This window comes from Nonomuraea sp. NBC_00507, from assembly GCF_036013525.1.
Classification (GTDB): domain Bacteria; phylum Actinomycetota; class Actinomycetes; order Streptosporangiales; family Streptosporangiaceae; genus Nonomuraea.
Window position 1 is genome coordinate 79,994 of record NZ_CP107853.1, and the last position, 16,296, is coordinate 96,289.

15 protein-coding genes are annotated in these 16,296 nt (G+C 70.7%); 9 read left to right on the forward strand and 6 right to left on the reverse strand.

The genetic code is table 11. From position 1 onward, the window contains the following. Positions 1-38 precede the first annotated feature (38 nt). Genes OHA25_RS00355 through OHA25_RS00365 form a run of 3 tightly spaced genes read left to right on the forward strand, consistent with a single transcriptional unit; the run spans position 39 to position 4,566 of the window. Positions 39-959 carry a hypothetical protein gene (locus OHA25_RS00355; protein ID WP_327585673.1) on the forward strand — a complete coding sequence of 307 codons (921 nt, stop codon included), beginning with the start codon at positions 39-41 and terminating at the stop codon, positions 957-959. A gap of 4 nt (positions 960-963) precedes the next feature. Then, the gene (locus OHA25_RS00360; RefSeq protein WP_327585674.1) at positions 964-2,664 is read left to right on the forward strand and encodes a hypothetical protein; all 1,701 of its coding nucleotides are present in this window, start codon (positions 964-966) and stop codon (positions 2,662-2,664) included. Positions 2,665-2,679: 15 nt separating this feature from the next. Next, a complete protein-coding gene (locus OHA25_RS00365; protein ID WP_327585675.1) occupies positions 2,680-4,566 on the forward strand; it encodes a glycosyltransferase family 2 protein in 1,887 nt (628 codons plus the stop codon). On the opposite strand, the gene OHA25_RS00370 is transcribed toward OHA25_RS00365, so the two are convergent. After that, positions 4,563-5,687 carry an aminotransferase class I/II-fold pyridoxal phosphate-dependent enzyme gene (locus OHA25_RS00370; RefSeq protein ID WP_327585676.1) on the reverse strand — a complete coding sequence of 375 codons (1,125 nt, stop codon included), beginning with the start codon at positions 5,685-5,687 and terminating at the stop codon, positions 4,563-4,565. The two genes, OHA25_RS00365 and OHA25_RS00370, sit on opposite strands and share 4 nt — an antisense overlap. Continuing rightward, the gene (pseB, locus tag OHA25_RS00375) at positions 5,687-6,664 is read right to left on the reverse strand and encodes a UDP-N-acetylglucosamine 4,6-dehydratase (inverting) (RefSeq protein WP_305920086.1); all 978 of its coding nucleotides are present in this window, start codon (positions 6,662-6,664) and stop codon (positions 5,687-5,689) included. The genes OHA25_RS00370 and pseB overlap by 1 nt, the downstream gene beginning before the upstream one ends. Before the next feature lie 103 nt (positions 6,665-6,767). Here pseB and OHA25_RS00380 point away from each other — a divergent pair, with 103 nt between their 5' ends. Both OHA25_RS00380 and OHA25_RS00385 read left to right on the forward strand, forming a co-directional pair. Further along, positions 6,768-7,502, forward strand: coding sequence for a glycosyltransferase family protein (locus OHA25_RS00380; protein ID WP_327585677.1), 735 nt, complete (start codon positions 6,768-6,770; stop codon positions 7,500-7,502). Further along, positions 7,499-8,467 (forward strand): PseG/SpsG family protein, encoded by a 969-nt coding sequence (locus OHA25_RS00385; protein ID WP_327585678.1) that lies wholly within the window; start codon positions 7,499-7,501, stop codon positions 8,465-8,467. Before OHA25_RS00380 ends, OHA25_RS00385 begins: the two co-directional genes overlap by 4 nt. Here OHA25_RS00385 and pseI read toward each other — a convergent pair. Both pseI and OHA25_RS00395 read right to left on the reverse strand, forming a co-directional pair. Then, positions 8,464-9,507, reverse strand: a complete 1,044-nt coding sequence (gene pseI, locus OHA25_RS00390; protein WP_327585679.1) for a pseudaminic acid synthase — start codon at positions 9,505-9,507, stop codon at positions 8,464-8,466. The genes OHA25_RS00385 and pseI overlap by 4 nt on opposite strands. Continuing rightward, positions 9,504-9,995: a GNAT family N-acetyltransferase gene (locus OHA25_RS00395; protein WP_327585680.1), complete on the reverse strand. Its 492-nt coding sequence runs from the start codon at positions 9,993-9,995 to the stop codon at positions 9,504-9,506. Before OHA25_RS00395 ends, pseI begins: the two co-directional genes overlap by 4 nt. A 222-nt stretch (positions 9,996-10,217) precedes the next feature. Here OHA25_RS00395 and OHA25_RS00400 point away from each other — a divergent pair, with 222 nt between their 5' ends. From OHA25_RS00400 to OHA25_RS00415, 4 genes are read left to right on the forward strand one after another with little or no spacing between them, the layout of a single operon-like run. Further along, positions 10,218-11,435, forward strand: coding sequence for a glycosyltransferase (locus OHA25_RS00400; RefSeq protein ID WP_327585681.1), 1,218 nt, complete (start codon positions 10,218-10,220; stop codon positions 11,433-11,435). Positions 11,436-11,443: 8 nt separating this feature from the next. Further along, positions 11,444-12,142 (forward strand): class I SAM-dependent methyltransferase, encoded by a 699-nt coding sequence (locus tag OHA25_RS00405; protein WP_327585682.1) that lies wholly within the window; start codon positions 11,444-11,446, stop codon positions 12,140-12,142. A 34-nt stretch (positions 12,143-12,176) separates the two neighbouring features. Then, the gene (locus tag OHA25_RS00410; RefSeq protein ID WP_327585683.1) at positions 12,177-12,851 is read left to right on the forward strand and encodes a polysaccharide deacetylase family protein; all 675 of its coding nucleotides are present in this window, start codon (positions 12,177-12,179) and stop codon (positions 12,849-12,851) included. A 30-nt stretch (positions 12,852-12,881) separates the two neighbouring features. Continuing rightward, a complete protein-coding gene (locus tag OHA25_RS00415) occupies positions 12,882-14,450 on the forward strand; it encodes a hypothetical protein (RefSeq protein ID WP_327585684.1) in 1,569 nt (522 codons plus the stop codon). Positions 14,451-14,530: 80 nt separating this feature from the next. Here the strand turns inward: OHA25_RS00415 and OHA25_RS00420 are convergent, their stop codons facing one another. Together OHA25_RS00420 and OHA25_RS00425 are read right to left on the reverse strand one after the other, a co-directional pair. Continuing rightward, positions 14,531-15,661: an alpha/beta hydrolase family protein gene (locus OHA25_RS00420; RefSeq protein ID WP_327585685.1), complete on the reverse strand. Its 1,131-nt coding sequence runs from the start codon at positions 15,659-15,661 to the stop codon at positions 14,531-14,533. Next, positions 15,645-16,226 (reverse strand): TetR/AcrR family transcriptional regulator, encoded by a 582-nt coding sequence (locus OHA25_RS00425; RefSeq protein ID WP_327585686.1) that lies wholly within the window; start codon positions 16,224-16,226, stop codon positions 15,645-15,647. The genes OHA25_RS00420 and OHA25_RS00425 overlap by 17 nt, the downstream gene beginning before the upstream one ends. Between the last annotated feature and the right edge of the window lie 70 nt (positions 16,227-16,296).

Sequence of the window (16,296 nt, forward strand, 5' to 3'; positions counted from 1 at the left end):
ATGTCGGCTGGGGCGCGCGAACCACTACAGGGGGAATGATGGACGAATCCAATCACTGGTACGGGCACTCCCGCATACTCGCCAGATACTGCGACCTGTCCGACGAGGTGCCAAAACGCATCCAAGGTTTCCTTCAGCACGGATGGAACTATCTCCATGGATTTCCCCCGAACGACCACTGGTGCAGCCCCGGATACCCCCGCTTCATCTGGTCCGACGTGCTGCGCCGCCGCGGCTGGTCGATGGGCAGAAGGGGGCACTACCTCATCGGCGCCCCCTGGATTTACCTCCTTCATCTGGAGCCTGAGCTGGGCGTGACGCCGGAGCGCCAGGGTACGATCTGGTATCCCTTTCATGGTTGGGAGAAGTATTCCGTCACTGGCGACCACGCCCGCCTGGCCGACGAAATCCGAAATGTCGAGACCGGTCCGGTCACGGTCTGCCTTTATTGGTTGGAATTCGCAAATCCGGACATTCGGCGGGCGTACGAATCGAGGGGATTTCGAGTCATCTGCCATGGCGAGCGCGGATCCCGCTGGGAGGGCAAGGGGCGGGACTTCCTGCGCAAGCAGCTGGTCCAGTTGCGGCGCCACCGCAGGGTGGCCTCCAACCGGCTCGGCAGCGCGCTGTTCTACGGCGCCTCGGTGGGGTGCGAGGTGGCCGTGTACGGGGACCCGATGCAGTTCGAGGACGAACGTCCCGAGTACGGCGGCACGGCGCGCCGCATGCGGCTCTGGCCCGAGCTGCACGGCACACGCGTCGATCCGGAGCTGGCGGCCGAGGTGGCGCGGCGCGAGCTGGGATTCGAGTATCAGGCGACACCGGAGGAGCTACGGCGAATGTTCGGATGGAAGCGGGTGGGCGAGGGAGCGACGCCGCCTGGAGCAGAGGCGGAGACGAAGCGACCGGCGCGGGGGAAGGCGGCGGCATCCGGGCGACCGAGCCGCCGGACGGAGTGAGGCCATGAACACGTGTATGAGTGGCGAGGCGCCCGAGAACGTCCATTTGATCGGCGGCGAGATGCTGCTTTGGTCTGACATGTCCAACATGGGTGGTGCGACAGACTGGCGGGGCGCGGCACTGGAGCTGATCAGGCGGATGCTCCCGCCGAGCGGCCGGGTCCTGCTGGTCGGACCGCATCCGCAGCTGGTCGTGGACGAGGTGGCGGCGCATGCCTCCGCGGCGCACGTCTCTGCGGCGCACGTCTCTGCGGCGCACGTCTCCGCAGTGCATACCCCTTCGGCGGCCGTGCTCCTGCGGTCCTACCCCGACGCCTGCGCGCTCGGCGAACGCCATCCGGGGCTGGCGGTATTCTGCGGACGGCTGGAGGTGTTCGCGGCAGACGAGCCGTACGACCTGGTGCTGGCCCTGGACGGGCTGCTGCGTACACACTCCGCCGAGGCGCCGGCCGCGGCCTGGATCGAGTCGCTCGACGCGCTGGCCGCACTCGTCGCGCCGGGCGGGCGCCTGGTGCTCGGCGTACGCAACGACCTCGGCGTGGACCGGCTCGTCGAGGCCCGGCCCGCCGACCGGGACGGCGCCGACGACCAGTGGGCCCCGCACGGCTTCGACCCCAGCTACCCCAGCGGACGCGGCGCCCTGGACGCTGGACTGGAGTCGGCGGGGCTGACGGTGCAGCGGTGCTACGCCGCGTACCCGGGCAGGCAGGCGCCTCGTGCCCTGCTCGCTCGCGAGGCCCTGACCGCCGAGCTGCCGGACGCGCTCACGTTCCCGCTGAGTTCCTGGGGCGGTGACGGCATGCTGGTGGCCGACCCGCTGCGCCTGACCCGCCTGGTGTTCCGGCATCGCCTGGGGGAGGAGCTCGCCCCGCTGTGGCTCGCCGTGGCCACCCGCCCTCCGCTGATCACCAAGAGCCCGATCGGCGCCGACGATGCAGGAGAGCTGCCGCTCGGCCTCATCGAGGAAGGGCCGGCCCTGTACGAGCTCACCCAGGCCGGACTCAAACACCTCCCCGACGGCGCGGAGCACCCCGTCCCCACAGGCCGGGTCGTCGAAGAGATCCTCGTCGAAGCATGCGCCCGCGAGGACGTGAAGACCGTCCGCGAGCTGCTCCAAAACCTGGCCATCTGGCTGGAGCAGGGCGGCGACGCGGCCGCCGGCACCGACAGCCTGGTGTACGACGGCGAGCGGTTCACCGCCATCGGCCCCATGGCGGCGCTCCCGTCCACGCCCCCCGAGCCACGTGTAGTGCTGTGCCGGATCCTGCGGCGGTTCGCGGTCAGGCTGCTGGCGGCCGGCCACCATCACCCGTGGCCATGGCCGCTGGAGGCGGACCAGCTCACGCTGACCCTGTGCGGCATGGCCGCCCGCCCCTGCGATCCAGGCGACCTCGACCGGGCCCGCAAGCTCGACGCCGAGCTGGGGCAGCCCGCCGAGCTGGCGGAGCAGGCGCCGACGTACCGCGACCTGGTCAGCGCCCGCGACCGCCTGACCGACCAGCTCACCGCCGCCCTGGCGCGCGTCGCGCGCCTGGAGACCAAGTTGTCCTACCGGGAGCGTGAGCTGGTCAGGGCCAGGGCCAAGCTGCGCAGGACGCATCGCAAGGCCACCGCCTACCGCAGAACGCTCGGCTACCGGCTCTCGCGCCGCCTGGCACGCCCGCGCAGGGTCGCCCGCAAAGTGTTCCGCTTGTTGTCCGGCTGACGAGGAGGAGTACAGGTGCCGGTTCTGTCGGTCATCGTCCCGTTCTACAACGTCGAGAAGTACATCGGACCCTGCCTGGACTCCATCGCCGCCCAGAGCCTGAAGGATCTGGAGGTGATCTGCGTGGACGATGGCAGCGACGACGGCGGCCCGGCCGTCGTCAGGGACCGGCAGGCCGGCGACCGCCGCATCCGTCTCATCAGCCAGGACAACCAGGGTGTGGGACGGGCCCGCAACATCGGCCTGCGCCAGGCGACCGGCCGCTACCTGGCCTTCGTGGACGGCGACGACACGGTCCCCCCGGGCGCGTTCGGCCGCCTGGTGTCCTCGCTCGAGTCCTCGGGCTCCGACCTGGCCTGCGGAAACGTCATGCGGCTCTACAGGAACCTGCTGGTCCGCTCGTGGGCACACAAGGAGGCGTTCGCCAAGCCCGTCAAGGGCACCCACATCACCCGCCACCGGCTGCTGATCCGCGACCGCATGCTCTGGAACAAGATCTACCGCCGCTCCTTCTGGGAGGAGCTCGGCCTGAGCTTCCCCGAGCGCATGTACGAGGACCAGCCCGTCGCCATCGCCGCCCACGTCGGCGCGCGCTCGGTGGACGTGCTTGCCAAGGTCGTCTACCACTGGAGGCAGCGCGACGAGCCGGGCTCCTCGATCACCCAGCGCCAACTGGAGCCGGGCAACCTGCGTGACCGCCTCCTGTCGGTGCTGGAGACCGCCGACCTGGTGGCCCGCCGCGCGCCGCGGCTCAAGCCGGACTTCGACCGCGACACGATGGAGATCGACATGAGCGTCGCGGTGGAGGCCGTGGCCGCCATGGGCGACTCGGCGGACCCGGCGTTGATCGACCTGATCGTCCGTTATCTCGACGGTGTGTCGCGCGAGGCGTGGCAGAGCGTGCCGTTCGCGCACCGGCTTCAGGTCCACCTCCTGCACGAGCGCCGCCTGGCCGAGCTCGCCGACGTGCACGCCCAGGTCCGCGACGGCCGGCTGCGGCCCCGGGTGCGCCCGGCCGGGTTCGTGCGCAGGCGCTGGTACGGCCGCCACCCATGGATGCCGGGACAGTTGTCCGACGTGTCGGCCGAGCTGGACCTGTCCGCCAGGCTCGTGGAGCTCGACTGGCGGGACGGCCGGCTCGCCGGCGCGGGCTGGGCGGGCGTCGGCAGCTTCGACGTCGGCGCGCTGGGCCAGGCACGCGTACGCGTCTGGCTGGAGGAACGCAGGACCGGCGAGACCGTCCAGCTGGGCGAGCAGGACTCCGCGCCGGTCTGGGAGCACTTGGCGGACGACGACGGTGACACGCTGCCCCAGCACGTGTTCCCGTTCAGGTTCGCCCTCGACCCGGCCGCGCTGACCACGGCCCAGCTCGCCCGGCGCGGCCTCTGGGACCTGCGGCTCGACCTCAAGGGGCAAGGGCTGCGGCTCGACGGCAGGGTGGGCGGGCCGCGCTGGCTGCCGCCCGAGATCCCGGCGCCGCGCCGCAGGTCAGGGGTGTGGCTGGTGCCGGTACGCAGCGTCAAGGGCTCCTGGGGCCTGCGGCTGCGTAAGGCGGAGGCGATCATCGCGGAGTGCCGGGTGAACGGCGGCGACCTGGTGTTCTCGGGGGAGATGTCCGACGTCGGCGACGGGGAGCCGGTGCTGCGGTTGAGACGCAGGAGCGACGGCGAGGAGATGTACTTCCCGGTGGCGCTGTCGGGCCGGGACTTCCACGCCCGGGTGCCACTGGCGGACGTCGACGAGCGGGTCGGCGACGAGTCGTGCTGGGAGGTCGTCATCGACCAGGGCAAGGCGCTGCGCCCGCTGGTGCGCACCCGCCAGCGTCCCGTCGCGACCATCGCGGAGCGGCGGTTTCTGGTGGACCGGGGCGAGGACGGCTGCCTGCTCCTCGCCGAACGCTAGGCCAGGATCTTCGCCAGTGTCTCCACGACCCGGTCCTGCTGGGCGTCGGTGAGATCGGGGAACAGCGGCAGCGACAACTCCTCGGCGTAGTAAGCCTCCGCGTGCGGGCAGAGGCCGCGCCGGTAGCCGAGGTCGGCGAAGACCGGATGCCAGTAGGCGGGGATGTAGTTGACCTGCACGCCGATGCCGGCCGCCCGCATGCTCTCGTAGACCTCACGCCGCCGCCCGTCGCGGACGCGTACGGGATAGAGGTGCCAGCTCGGGGACACGTAGGCCCGCTGCGCGGGCAGCCGCAGCCCCGGCACCTCGCGCAGCAGCAGGTTGTAGCGGGCGACCAGCTCGCGCCGCCGCTCGCGGAAGCGGGCCAGCCGCCGCAGCTGGCTGATGCCGAGCGCGCACAACACGTCGGGCAGCCGGTAGTTGAGCCCGAACGCGTGCACCTCCTGGTGCCAGCCGCCCACGTCCGGCTCGCGTTGTTCGGCGGGGTCTCTGACCAGGCCGTGGTTCTTGAAGCGGGCCGCCCGCGCATGCTGCTCCGGATCGGCCGCCGCCACGGCGCCGCCTTCGGCGGTCGTCACGGTCTTGGTGGGGTAGAACGAGAACGTCGTCAGGTCCGCCAGCGACCCCACGGGCCGGTCCTTGTAGGCCGCCCCGATCGAGTGCGCCGCGTCCCCCACCAGCGACGCGCCCACCCGTTGTGCGACCGTCCGCAGCTCGTCGTAGTCGGCGGGGTGGCCGGCGTAGTCCACCGCCGTGATCGCCCGGGTCCGGGAGCCGGCCAGCGCGGCCACGGCGTCCGGGTCGAGGTTGCCGGTGTCGGGCTGCACGTCGGCGAAGACCACCCGCGCGCCGAGCAGCGCCGCCGTGGCGGCCGTGGCCACGAACGTCAGCGGCGACGTGATCACTTCGTCGCCCGGGCGCACCTCCGCCGCCGCGTATGCGACGTGCAGCGCGGCCGTGCCCGAGGTGACCGACACGCACGGCACGCCGCCCGTCCAGCGGGCCAGCTCCGCCTCGAACGCGGCCACCGCGGGCCCGGTGGTCAGCCAGTCGCCGCGCAGCACCTCGGCCACGGCCTCGACGTCGGACTCGGCGATCGACTGCCGCCCGTAGGGGAGCATCAGCCGGCCACCAGGGTGCGCAGGTCGTCCACCGACAACCACTCGTCGTTGGTGTCGGAGCGGTAGGCGAAGCCCTCCGGCAGCATCTCGCCGGTCTGTGGTGGCTTGTAGCCCCACGTCGCGATCGTGGGCTGGACGACGAAGCGGTCGGCGAGCCGCAACGCCCTGCGGCCGTCGTCCGGGCCGATCATCTCCTCGTGCAGCTTCTCTCCGGGACGGATGCCGATCTCGTAGATCGGGCTGTCCGGCGCCAGCGCCTCGGCCAGGTCGGTGATGCGCATGCTGGGGATGCGCGGCACGTAGAGCTCGCCACCCCGCATCAGGTCGAACGAGTCGACCACGAACCTGACCGCCTGGTCGAGCGTGATCCAGAATCTGGTCATGCGCTTGTCGGTGATCGGCAGGCTGGCGCCCCGCTCAGCCAGGCGCAGGAACAGCGGCACCACCGAGCCCCTGCTGCCCACGACGTTGCCGTAGCGGACCACGGCGAAGCGGGTCACGTGCGCGGCGGCGTAGTGATTGGCCGACACGAACAGCTTGTCGGCGACGAGCTTCGTGGCCCCGTAGAGGTTGATCGGGCTGGACGCCTTGTCGGTGGAGAGCGCGACCACCTTGCGCACGCCGCAGTCGATGGCGGCCTCCACCACGTTCTGTGATCCTGCGACGTTGGTGCGGACGTATTCGAACGGGTTGTATTCGGCCGTGTCCACCTGCTTGAGCGCCGCCGCGTGCACGACGTGGTCGACGCCGTGCATGGCGCGGGTCAGCCGGTCGCGGTCCCTCACGTCCCCGATGAACCAGCGCAGCCGCTCGTCGTCGTTGAAGAGCTGCCTGCTCTCGTATTGTTTGAGCTCGTCGCGGGAGAAGACCACCAGGCGGCGCACCCCGAGTGTGTCGAGCGCGTGGCGGATGAAGGCCTTGCCGAAGGACCCCGTCCCGCCGGTGATCAAAATTGATGATCCGCTGAGAATGCTCACGTGCCCCCCGAAATTCGCGCTTACGCACTGTTGTCGTCATGCTCGGCGGTAGCATAGCGCGATCGATCAATGACGCACTGTCACACGGGGAAATGGGGCTGCTGTGCGTATTGTCGGGATCATTCAGGCTCGTATGGGCTCTACGCGGTTGCCGGGCAAGGTGCTGCGGCAGCTAGGGGGCGGCGGGCGTTCGGTGCTGGGGTGGGTGGTGCGCGCCGTGCGCGAGTCGCACGCCGTGGACGACCTCGTGGTCGCCACCACCACGGAGGACGTCGACGACGTGGTGGTCGCCGAGTGCTGCCGCCTCGGCGTGGACTGGCACCGGGGACCGGTGGACGATGTGCTCACGCGGTTCATGCAGGTGCTGGAGGAGCGGGAGGCCGAGGCCGTGATGCGCTTCACGGCGGACTGCCCGCTGCTCGACCCTCAGGTGATCAGGGAGGCGGCGCTCGTCTACCGGGCCGTGCCCGGGCTCGGCTACCTGAGCACGAGCCTGGCGCGTACGCTGCCGCGCGGGCTCGACGTGGAGATCGTCGGCCGGGAGGCGCTGGAGCGGGCCGACCGGGAGGCGGCCGCCTACCACCGCGTGCACGTGACCTCCTACGTCTATGAGCATCCAGGCGACACGCGGCTGCTCGGGCTCACCTATCAGCCCGTCGCCGACGATCTGCGGGTCACGCTCGACACCGAGGACGACTGGCGGCTCATCTCCCGGGTGGTGGACGAGCTGGGCGACGGATGCGTGCCGGTCGGGACGCTGGTGAGCTGGCTGCGCGACCGGCCGGAGGTGCGCGAGCTCAACGCCCATGTCCAGCAGAAAGCGCTCCAGGACGCGTGACGGGCGGGTTGCGGGTCGGCTTCCGCTGCGACGCCAGGGTCGGGCGCGGAGCCGGCCATCTGGTGCGTTGCGTGGCGTTGGCCGAGGAGCTGTGCGCGCGCGGAGCGCACGTCGTCTTCGTCGGTGCGGTGGACGGGTCCGAGTGGGCGCGGGCGCAGCTGCGTGAGCGTGGTCTCCCGCTGGTCGCCGCACAGGAAGACCCGGTCCGGCTGGCGCGGCTGGCCCGTGAGCTCCGGCTCGACGCCGTGGTGCTCGACTCCTACGACCTGCCGGAGGGCACGGGGGCGGCGCTCAGGGACGCGGGTCTGGCGGTGCTCGCGATCGTCGACGGCGACCCGCTGGGCCAGGCGGCCGACCTCTACCTCGACCAGAACCTCGGCGCCGAGCGCCGGCCCTTCCGCGCCGGCCGGCGGCTGGCCGGGGCGCGTTACGTGTTGCTGCGCGACAGCGTGCGGAGATGCGAGCGGGCACCGCGGCGGGGCATGGCGGTGCCGCGGGTGTTGTGCTTCTTCGGCGGCACCGACAGCGCGGGCGTGGTCCCCGCGTGGACGCGGGCGCTCCTGGCGACCGGCGTGCCGTTCGAGGGCACGGTGGTCAGTCCGGCCCCCTTCGCCGCGGGTGACTCGATCACCGTCATCCCGCCGACGGACCGGCTGCCCGCGCTCATGGCCGAGGCCGACCTCGTGGTCACCGCGGCGGGCTCGGCCGTCTGGGAGCTGCTCCATCTCGGCGTGCCCACGGCGCTGACCTGGGTGGCCGGCAACCAGCTGATCGGCTATGAGGAGCTGGTGGGCAGGGGCGTCGCGGCCGGGCTCGGCAACACGCCCGGACCGCAGGCCGTCGGCACGCTGGCCCGCCTGCTCGCCGAGCCCGCCGCCCGCGAGGAGCACGGCCGGCGGGGCAGTGGCCTGGTGGACGGCAAGGGCCGGGAACGCGTCGCCGACGCCCTGCTCGAACTGCTCTAGATCAGGTCCCAGGTCAGCGGCGTGCCCTTCGGGACGTCCCGGGCGAAGCGCCGCCCCATCACGTCCCGTGCCGAGTCGGGAGGCAGCCCGCCGGCCGGCCGGATCGACCGTACGTTCTCCGCGCTGACCGTCTCCCCGGCCCGCACCTCGCGGACCACGTACAACGACCGCCGGAACCGCAGCCCTTCGCGTTCGGAGGCACGCGGCCCGATCACCGCGCTCCCCAGCGCCTCCCAGGCCCGCTCGCTCTCCGTCACCAGCGTCGCCAGCTCGCCGGGCTCCAGCGAGAAGGCGGCGTCCACCCCGCCGTCGGCCCGCGACGCGGTCACGTGCTTCTCGATCAGGCAGGCCCCCAGCGCCACGGCGGCCAGCGGGACCCCGATGCCGGGCGTGTGGTCGGAGATGCCCACCACCTCCCCGGTGAGCTCCGCCAGCAGCGGCAGCGCCCGCAGGTTGCTCTCGGCCGGCGAGGCCGGGTAGGAGGCCGTGCACGCCAGCACGGCGAGCTGTGTGCACCCGGCTTCCCTGGCGGCGGCCACGGCGGCGTGGATCTCCCCGGTTGACGCCATCCCCGTGGAGATGATCAGCGGCTTGCCGGTCCCGGCCGCCAGCCGGATCAGCGGCAGATCCACGATCTCGGATGAAGCGATCTTGTACGCCGGCACGTCGAGCTTCTCCAGGAACTCGACGGCCGTCGGATCGAAGGGTGAGGAGAACACGATGAGCCCGTGCGAGCGCGCCCGCTCGAAGATCGGCTCGTGCCACTCCCACGGCGTGTGGGCCCGTTCGAAGAGCCGGTAAAGCGTCTGTCCGCCCCACAACTCGTGCCCGTCGCCCACGCGGAACGCCGGCCCGTCGGCGTCGATGGTGAGCGTGTCCGGCCGGTACGTCTGCAGCTTCAGCGCGTGCGCCCCGGCCGCGGCCACCGCGTCCACGATGGCAAGCGCCCGCTCCAGGCTCCCGTTGTGGTTGCCGGACAGCTCGGCCACGACGAACGGCGGATGACCAGGACCGATCGCCCGCCCCGCAATGGAGATCATGTGTGTTCCTTCCTCAGCTCGATGGCCACGACCTCACGCGCCACCCCGTCCACGTCCCGCCGGTAGAACCCGACCTCGACGAACCCGAATCGCCTGTGCAGCAGCCTGACCGGCTCGTTGTCGGCCAGCACGGAGCCGTGCAACGTCGTCAGCCCGAGCGGCCCGAAGGCGTGGTCGATGGCCGCCCGCTCCAGGCCGATCCACGCCCGCAGCAGCCTCCCCGATCGTTCGAGCCCGTCGAAGTCCAGGTAGAAGCCCCAGCAGGCGCTCGCCGCCGTCAGGTCGGCGTAGGTCACCACGCCCGCGGCGGTCCCCTCGTGGTCGTAGATCAGGACGTGTGTTGCCGGATCGGCGCGGGTGGCCGCCCACCAGCGGGCATGCTCGTCCGCCCCGATCTCATGTGTGGTGAAACTGGCGGCCCGCACCTGCGGGTGGTTGCGCCAGCGCCGCATGACCGGCAGATCGTCGTCCCGGACGCCTCTCAGCATCGCGCTCCCAACTAAGCGTGACACATCCCTTGCCCAACGTAGCTGATGGAGGGTCGGTTGACCTGCTCCCCGTCCTGAGGTGAAGCTGAAGGCTTTCTGTGGACCTTCGGTAAAGTCACTCTCCGCTCAGCGGAATGGTGAGGGAATCCCCGCGCGGCCCGTTGGACATCCCCAGCAACATTTCCCTGGACGTACGGCCACAGGCAAAGGATCAGGGAATTCATGGACACGCGTGCCGCCACGAAGCCGGCCCCCCGCGTCCTCGACACCGCGGCCCGGCTCGCCAGCGTCGACATCGTCATCCCCGTGCTCAACGAGGAGCGTGCCCTGCCCGGCTGCGTGCGAACGCTGGCCGCTTTCCTCGACGACCGATTCCCGCTGCCGTGGCGCATCACGATCATGGACAACGGCAGCACCGACGCCACCTGGCCGCTCGCCGCCGCGCTGGCCGGGGAGTTCGACCAGGTGCACGCCCGCAGGATCGACGTGCGCGGCCGGGGCGCCGCGTTGCGCGCGGCCTGGCGCGACAGCCCGGCCGACATCGTCGCGTACATGGACGTCGACCTGTCCACCGACCTCGACGCCCTGTTCCCGCTGGTCGCGGCGGTGGCCAGCGGACACTCCGAGATCGCCATCGGCACCCGGCTCGCGCACAGCGCGCGCACCCGCCGCTCGCTGCGCCGCGAGGTGGTGTCGCGTTCCTACAACGCCCTGCTCAGGTACGGTTTCGGCGCCGGGTTCAGCGACGCCCAGTGCGGTTTCAAAGCGGCCAGGACCGACGTGGTGCGGCCGCTCATGGACAAGGTCGAGGACAACGGCTGGTTCTTCGACACCGAGCTGCTCCTGCTGGCCGAGCACAACGGGCTGCGGGTGCACGAGGTGCCGGTCGACTGGATCGAGGACATGGACTCGCGCGTACGCGTGGCCAGGACCGCGGCCGACGACCTGAAGGGGCTGGCCAGGCTGGCGTGGTCGATGTCGACGGGCCGGGCCGGCGTCCGGCTGAGCAGGGCCGAGCCCGTGCCACGGCATCCGGACGCCGTCGTGGCCCGGCCGCGGGCGGTGACGCTGGCACGATTCACCTCATTCGCCGCGATAGGCGTGTTGTCCGTCATCCTGTTCACGCTCATCTACCTCCCGCTGCGCGCATTCTGGTCACCGGCCACCGCGAATCTGGCCGCGCTCGTCCTCACGGGAATCGTCAACACCGAGGCGAATCGCCGGTGGACGTTCGGCCGGGTGCGACGCAGCACCATGCATGTCCGCGCGACGGTGCTTTCCGCCACCACCTATGCGCTCACCACTGCCGCCGTGCTGGCGGTGCCGCCGGAGGCCGGGCGAGCGACCGAGGGCGGGGCGGTCGTGGCCACGTACTGCCTGCTGACCGTGATCCGCTTCACCGCGCTGGACCGCTGGGTCTTCTCCCGCACGAGGGGTTGAACACACCGATGGAAACCACAGAGATCCGCCGCCTGATCGCGCTGGAGAACCACCACTGGTGGTACCGCGAGCGCCGGGCCATCCTCCGCCGAGAGCTGCGTGGGCTCGGCCGTCCCGGACGAGCGCTGGACATCGGGGCCGCCGGCGGCGGGAACACCAGGGTGCTGGCCGAGGCGGGCTGGGACGCGACCGCGACGGACAGCAGCGAGACGGCCGTCGAGCTCGCCAGGCAGCGTGGCGTCAAGGCCGTGTGGGCGGACGCGCGGGCGCTGCCGTTCGAACGGAACAGCATGGATCTGGTGACCGCGTTCGACGTGCTCGAGCACATTCGCGAGGACCACCTGGTCACTGAGGAGATCGCCAGGGTGTTGGCGCCGGGCGGGCACGCGTTGATCGCGGTGCCGTGCGACATGGCGCTGTGGTCGGCCCACGACCACGCCGTGGGCCACGTCCGCAGATATCACCGCGACTCCCTGACCGGCGTCGTCGAAAAGGCGGGACTCCAGGTTCAGCGGGTCTGGAGCTGGAACGTTCTCCTGCGGCCCCTCGTGGTCCGGCACCGCCGCCGCTCCCGGGGCAGCGACCTGCGGAAGATGCCCGCCGTGGTCAATGCGGGCCTGTCGGCGATCGTCGCGGCCGAGCGCTACCTGCCGGTCAAGTCGCTCAAAGGCGTGAGCTTGTTCCTGCATGCCAGACTCGGGGCGTGAGAACGGCGGACGGCGTTGGCCTAGGCTGTCGTTTGTGGTGATTCACGCCTTACTCGCAGCTTCGCTGGCCCTGACCTCCGCGCCTGCCGCTGCCCACGCACAGATCGACTGCTCCCGGGTGAAGTGCCTGGCGCTGACGTTCGACGACGGTCCGGGAGAGACCACGCCCGCCCTGCTCAAGACGTTGAAGCAGGCGGGGGCGAAGGCGACCTTCTTCCTGGTCGGCAAACAGGTGGAGGTGCGTCCGAAGATCGCCGCGCAGGTGGTGGCGCAGGGGCACGCGATCGGCAACCACACCTACTCGCATCCCTCGCTGCCGACGCTTCTCGACGACGAGATCGTCGCGGAGCTCCAGAGCACCCAGGAGATCATCCAGCAGGCCACGGGGCGGTCGCCGGTGATGTTCCGCCCGGCGTACGGGCACACGGACGAGCGGGTGCTGAGCCTGGCCGACCAGGCAGAGCTCGCGCAGATCATGTGGACGGGCACGACGCTCGACTGGCAACTGCGTGACGCCAAGAAGATCAAGGCGGCCGTGCTCAGGCTGGCCCAGCGCAACGGCGTGATCCTCATGCACGACACGGTCCCGGCGACCGTGAAGGCCATGCCCGGCATCGTCAAGGAGCTCAAGAAGCGCGGCTACCACCTCGTCACGGTGCCGACGCTGCTGCGCGGCAAGGGGCCGAAGGCCGGAGTGAGCTACTTCTAGGGGGCCTTCCGGCAGCTCGGGATCGGAGACATGGGGAACGACACGACGGTCGAGAAGCCCAAACCGTGGGCCGCCCTCGCCACCTTCCTCGCCGTCCAGGCGGTGCTCGGGTGCTGGTGGGCGGCCTTCTACCCCGGCCTGTTCAGCCGCGACTCGGTCCTCTACCTGAGCCACACCGTCGTCGGCCCCTGGGTGAGCGACCATTCCGTGGTCTACGACGCGCTGCTGTGGCTGAGCTTCCGGACGACCGGCGACCTGGGCGTGGTCACGTTCGCGCAGACCACGGCCATGGCGGCGGCGCTGACCTTCCTGGCCCAGTCGCTGAAGGCGCTCGGCGCCCCGCGTGCGCCCACCACGGCGGTGGCGGTACTCATGCCGTTGGCGCCGCCTGTGGGGACGTTCGCGGTCACGTTGTGGAAAGACGTGCCGTTCACGATCTGCGCGGTGGCGATCGCGGGGGTGTGCGCGCGCTTCGCGGCCCGGCGTGCGGTCACCTGGCCCGGGCTGGTGGGGCTCGGCGGGCTGATGCTGGCGCTGGGGTTGTTCCGCGCGAACGGCTTCCTCGTCGTGGGCGTGGCCGCCGTCGTGCTCGTGCTGGTCGTCACGACCATGCGGGTACGCCTGCTCCTTGCCGGCACGGTGGCGGCGGCGCTTCCGCTCGTGCTCACGAACCTCGTCTTCCCCCAGGTCGGCATCGTCGCCCCGTCGAAGACGTACGTCTACCACACGGCCTTCGGGGACATCGCGGTGGCGTTCCGGGACCGGCCCGACCTGTTCAGCGCGCAGGACAAGACGTTGATGGCGTCGGTGGCGCCGCTGGAGCGGTGGTGGTGGGGCGGGACGTGTTACACGATCAACCCGCTGATCTGGCGGGGCGACTTCAGCTGGCAGCAGGCCGACGCGCACACCACCGAGCTGCTCGAGTTGTGGAAACGGCTGCTGCTCAGCGAGCCGCGGCTGATCGTCGACGCGCGCCTCTGCCGAGGGGCGATCGCCTGGAAGCCTGTGCAGGATCCCTTGATGACGGGTGGGGCGACGTATCGTTTCTCGCGCCGGCCCACCGCGGACACCTACGTCGGGCCGGCCAAGGTGCCGGACTTTCCCGGACGCGAGGTCTACACGCTGCGGCCGCTGTCGTCGGAGCTGAACCAGCTGGCCGATCGGTGGCTGACGGCTTCGCTGGAGCCCGAGTACGACTGGGCGTTGTGGCGGGGGGCGTCGTGGGCGTACCTGTCGTACCTGGCCGTGGCGCTGGGGGCGGTGGTGTTGCGCAACCGGTATGTGGTGGGGGTGGCGGCCGTGGTGGCCGGGCAGCAGCTGGCGGTGCTGGCCAACATCTCGGCGCAGGATTTCCGGTACATGGCCTCGCCGATCTTCGTCGCGGTGCTGCTGGTGCCGTTCCTCTTGAGGAGCGTGGGCGTTTTGGTTATGCGGCTCGTACGGCGGGGCCGGCACCCGGTACGGCCACAACAGCCCGAACTCCTACCTTCGCCTGAGCCGTCGCCCGAGCCCGAGCCCGCGACGGAGGCGGAGGCGGAGACCGGGACCGGGACCGGGACCGGGCCTGCGGCTGAGCCTGCTGAGCGCGAGCAACCGTGAGGCCCACGACGTCCGCGTGAGAAGGCGCTCAGCCGGACGGCCGAGCGACTCCGGGGAGAGGAACCACCGACCAAAGATCGCTAGACCGGGGACAGGAAGTCGCGCACGAGCTGGTCGTAGCGGGTACGATCCACGTTCCACGCCTCCGTATGCTCGCCCTGCGCGAACGGCTCGAACTGGATCTTCCAGCCCAGGTGGTGGCCGGCGGCGACGAGGTCGCGCGCTTCCTGGATCGGGTGGTCGGCGTCGGGGACGGTGTGGATCAGCAGGAGGGGCGGCCTGACCTTCGGCGGGTGGCGGATAAGGCTGAGCCTGTCCGGATCGACGCCGGTACGCCACTCGATGACCTGGTTCGACAGCCCCGCCATGAAGGCGGGCAGGTGATAGTTCTTGACGGCCTGTTCCGCAGTCATCCGTACGTCGATCATGGGCGCGTCCATGATGACCCGGTCGACCACGTTCGCGAGCGGTGACCTGGCCAGGAACTGCCCGACGAGCTGACCGCCCATCGAGGTGCCGTACAGGATGAACCGCCGCGCCCCCATCGTCTGCGCCTGGCGCAGGGCGGCCTCCAAGTCGCGCCACTCCGACGCGCCCATGTGCAGCAGCCCATCAGGCGAGGGCGGCGCCCCTTCGTCGTTGCGGTAGCTGATGTCCAGGAAGGGCAGCCCGAGTTGGTGCACGATAGGAAGGATCTTCAGCTGCGCCTTGCGCCGCCCGTTCTGCCCGTGAACGGCGACGACCCAGGTCGCGCCCTCCCCGGGTACGTACCAGGCCGGCGCCGGCCCGAGCTCCGTAGGCACCATGATCTCGGTGTAGCCGACCCCCCAGGCGACCTCGGGATCGCCGGGGGGAACGTTGCCGAAGTAGCCAGGAGTGCCCACCGAGGGGGTTGGACCGCGCACCACCTTGCGTGTCACCCGCCCCGGAGCACGGGACACGACGTCACCGAGCATCGAGTAGGTGCCACTCCACTCCAGCCAGTACGTGCCCGGCTTACCGGTCTGCGGCGTCTGCTCCAACGTCACCAGGTCACCCTGCACGGCGAGCACCTTGGTGTTGCTCGTGCCGTAGCGAACCACCCCGATCGCCTGATCGCTGCCGAACCAGGCCCCGGCCCCCGTCGCCGCGACCAGGATGACGAGGACCGCCACGCCCGCGACCCACGCCCTCCGCTTCCAGCGGGGCCGCCGCTCATTGCCGGATGCCATCGAAAATCCTCCTCGCGGTGCGCGCGCACAGACTGCGGAACCCGTCTTCCTCCAGGCCGATGCGGCCACCGAGGTAGAGCTGCACGAGCCCCTGGATGGACGACGTCAGCGCCAGCGCCACCTCCAGCGGATCGTCCTTGCGCAGCAGTCCCTCGCGCATGCCCTCCTCGATCACCACGACGAGCATGGTGAACACCGGCGACCCGCCGCCTTGAAAGTCATCGGGGAAGCGCCGAGCCCGCTCCCGGCGATCGGTCATGAGGAACCTGTACAGGTGCGGCCGCCCCAGGGCGAAGTCAAGGAAGTCCTCCATGAGGCCGAGCGCCCTGTCCTCCCAGGGGCCATCGGAGACGCGGACTCCCCACCCCTGGGCCAGCTCCCGGAAAGTGCGATCGGCCACCGCATCGAGGAGCGCCTGGCGACTCGGGTAGTGCTTGTAGGTCGCCATCGGGGACACGCCGACCATGTCGGCCACCCGCCGCATGGTCACGGCCGCGGCGCCCTCGCTCACGAGAATGGCCTGCGCGGCGTCGGCGATCTTCTCCGCCGTGTTGGAGATGCTCACGGTGTACACAGTAAACCATAAAGGTGTACGGCGTACACCCTCGGGCGGGTACACCTTGAGTCCGTTAGGA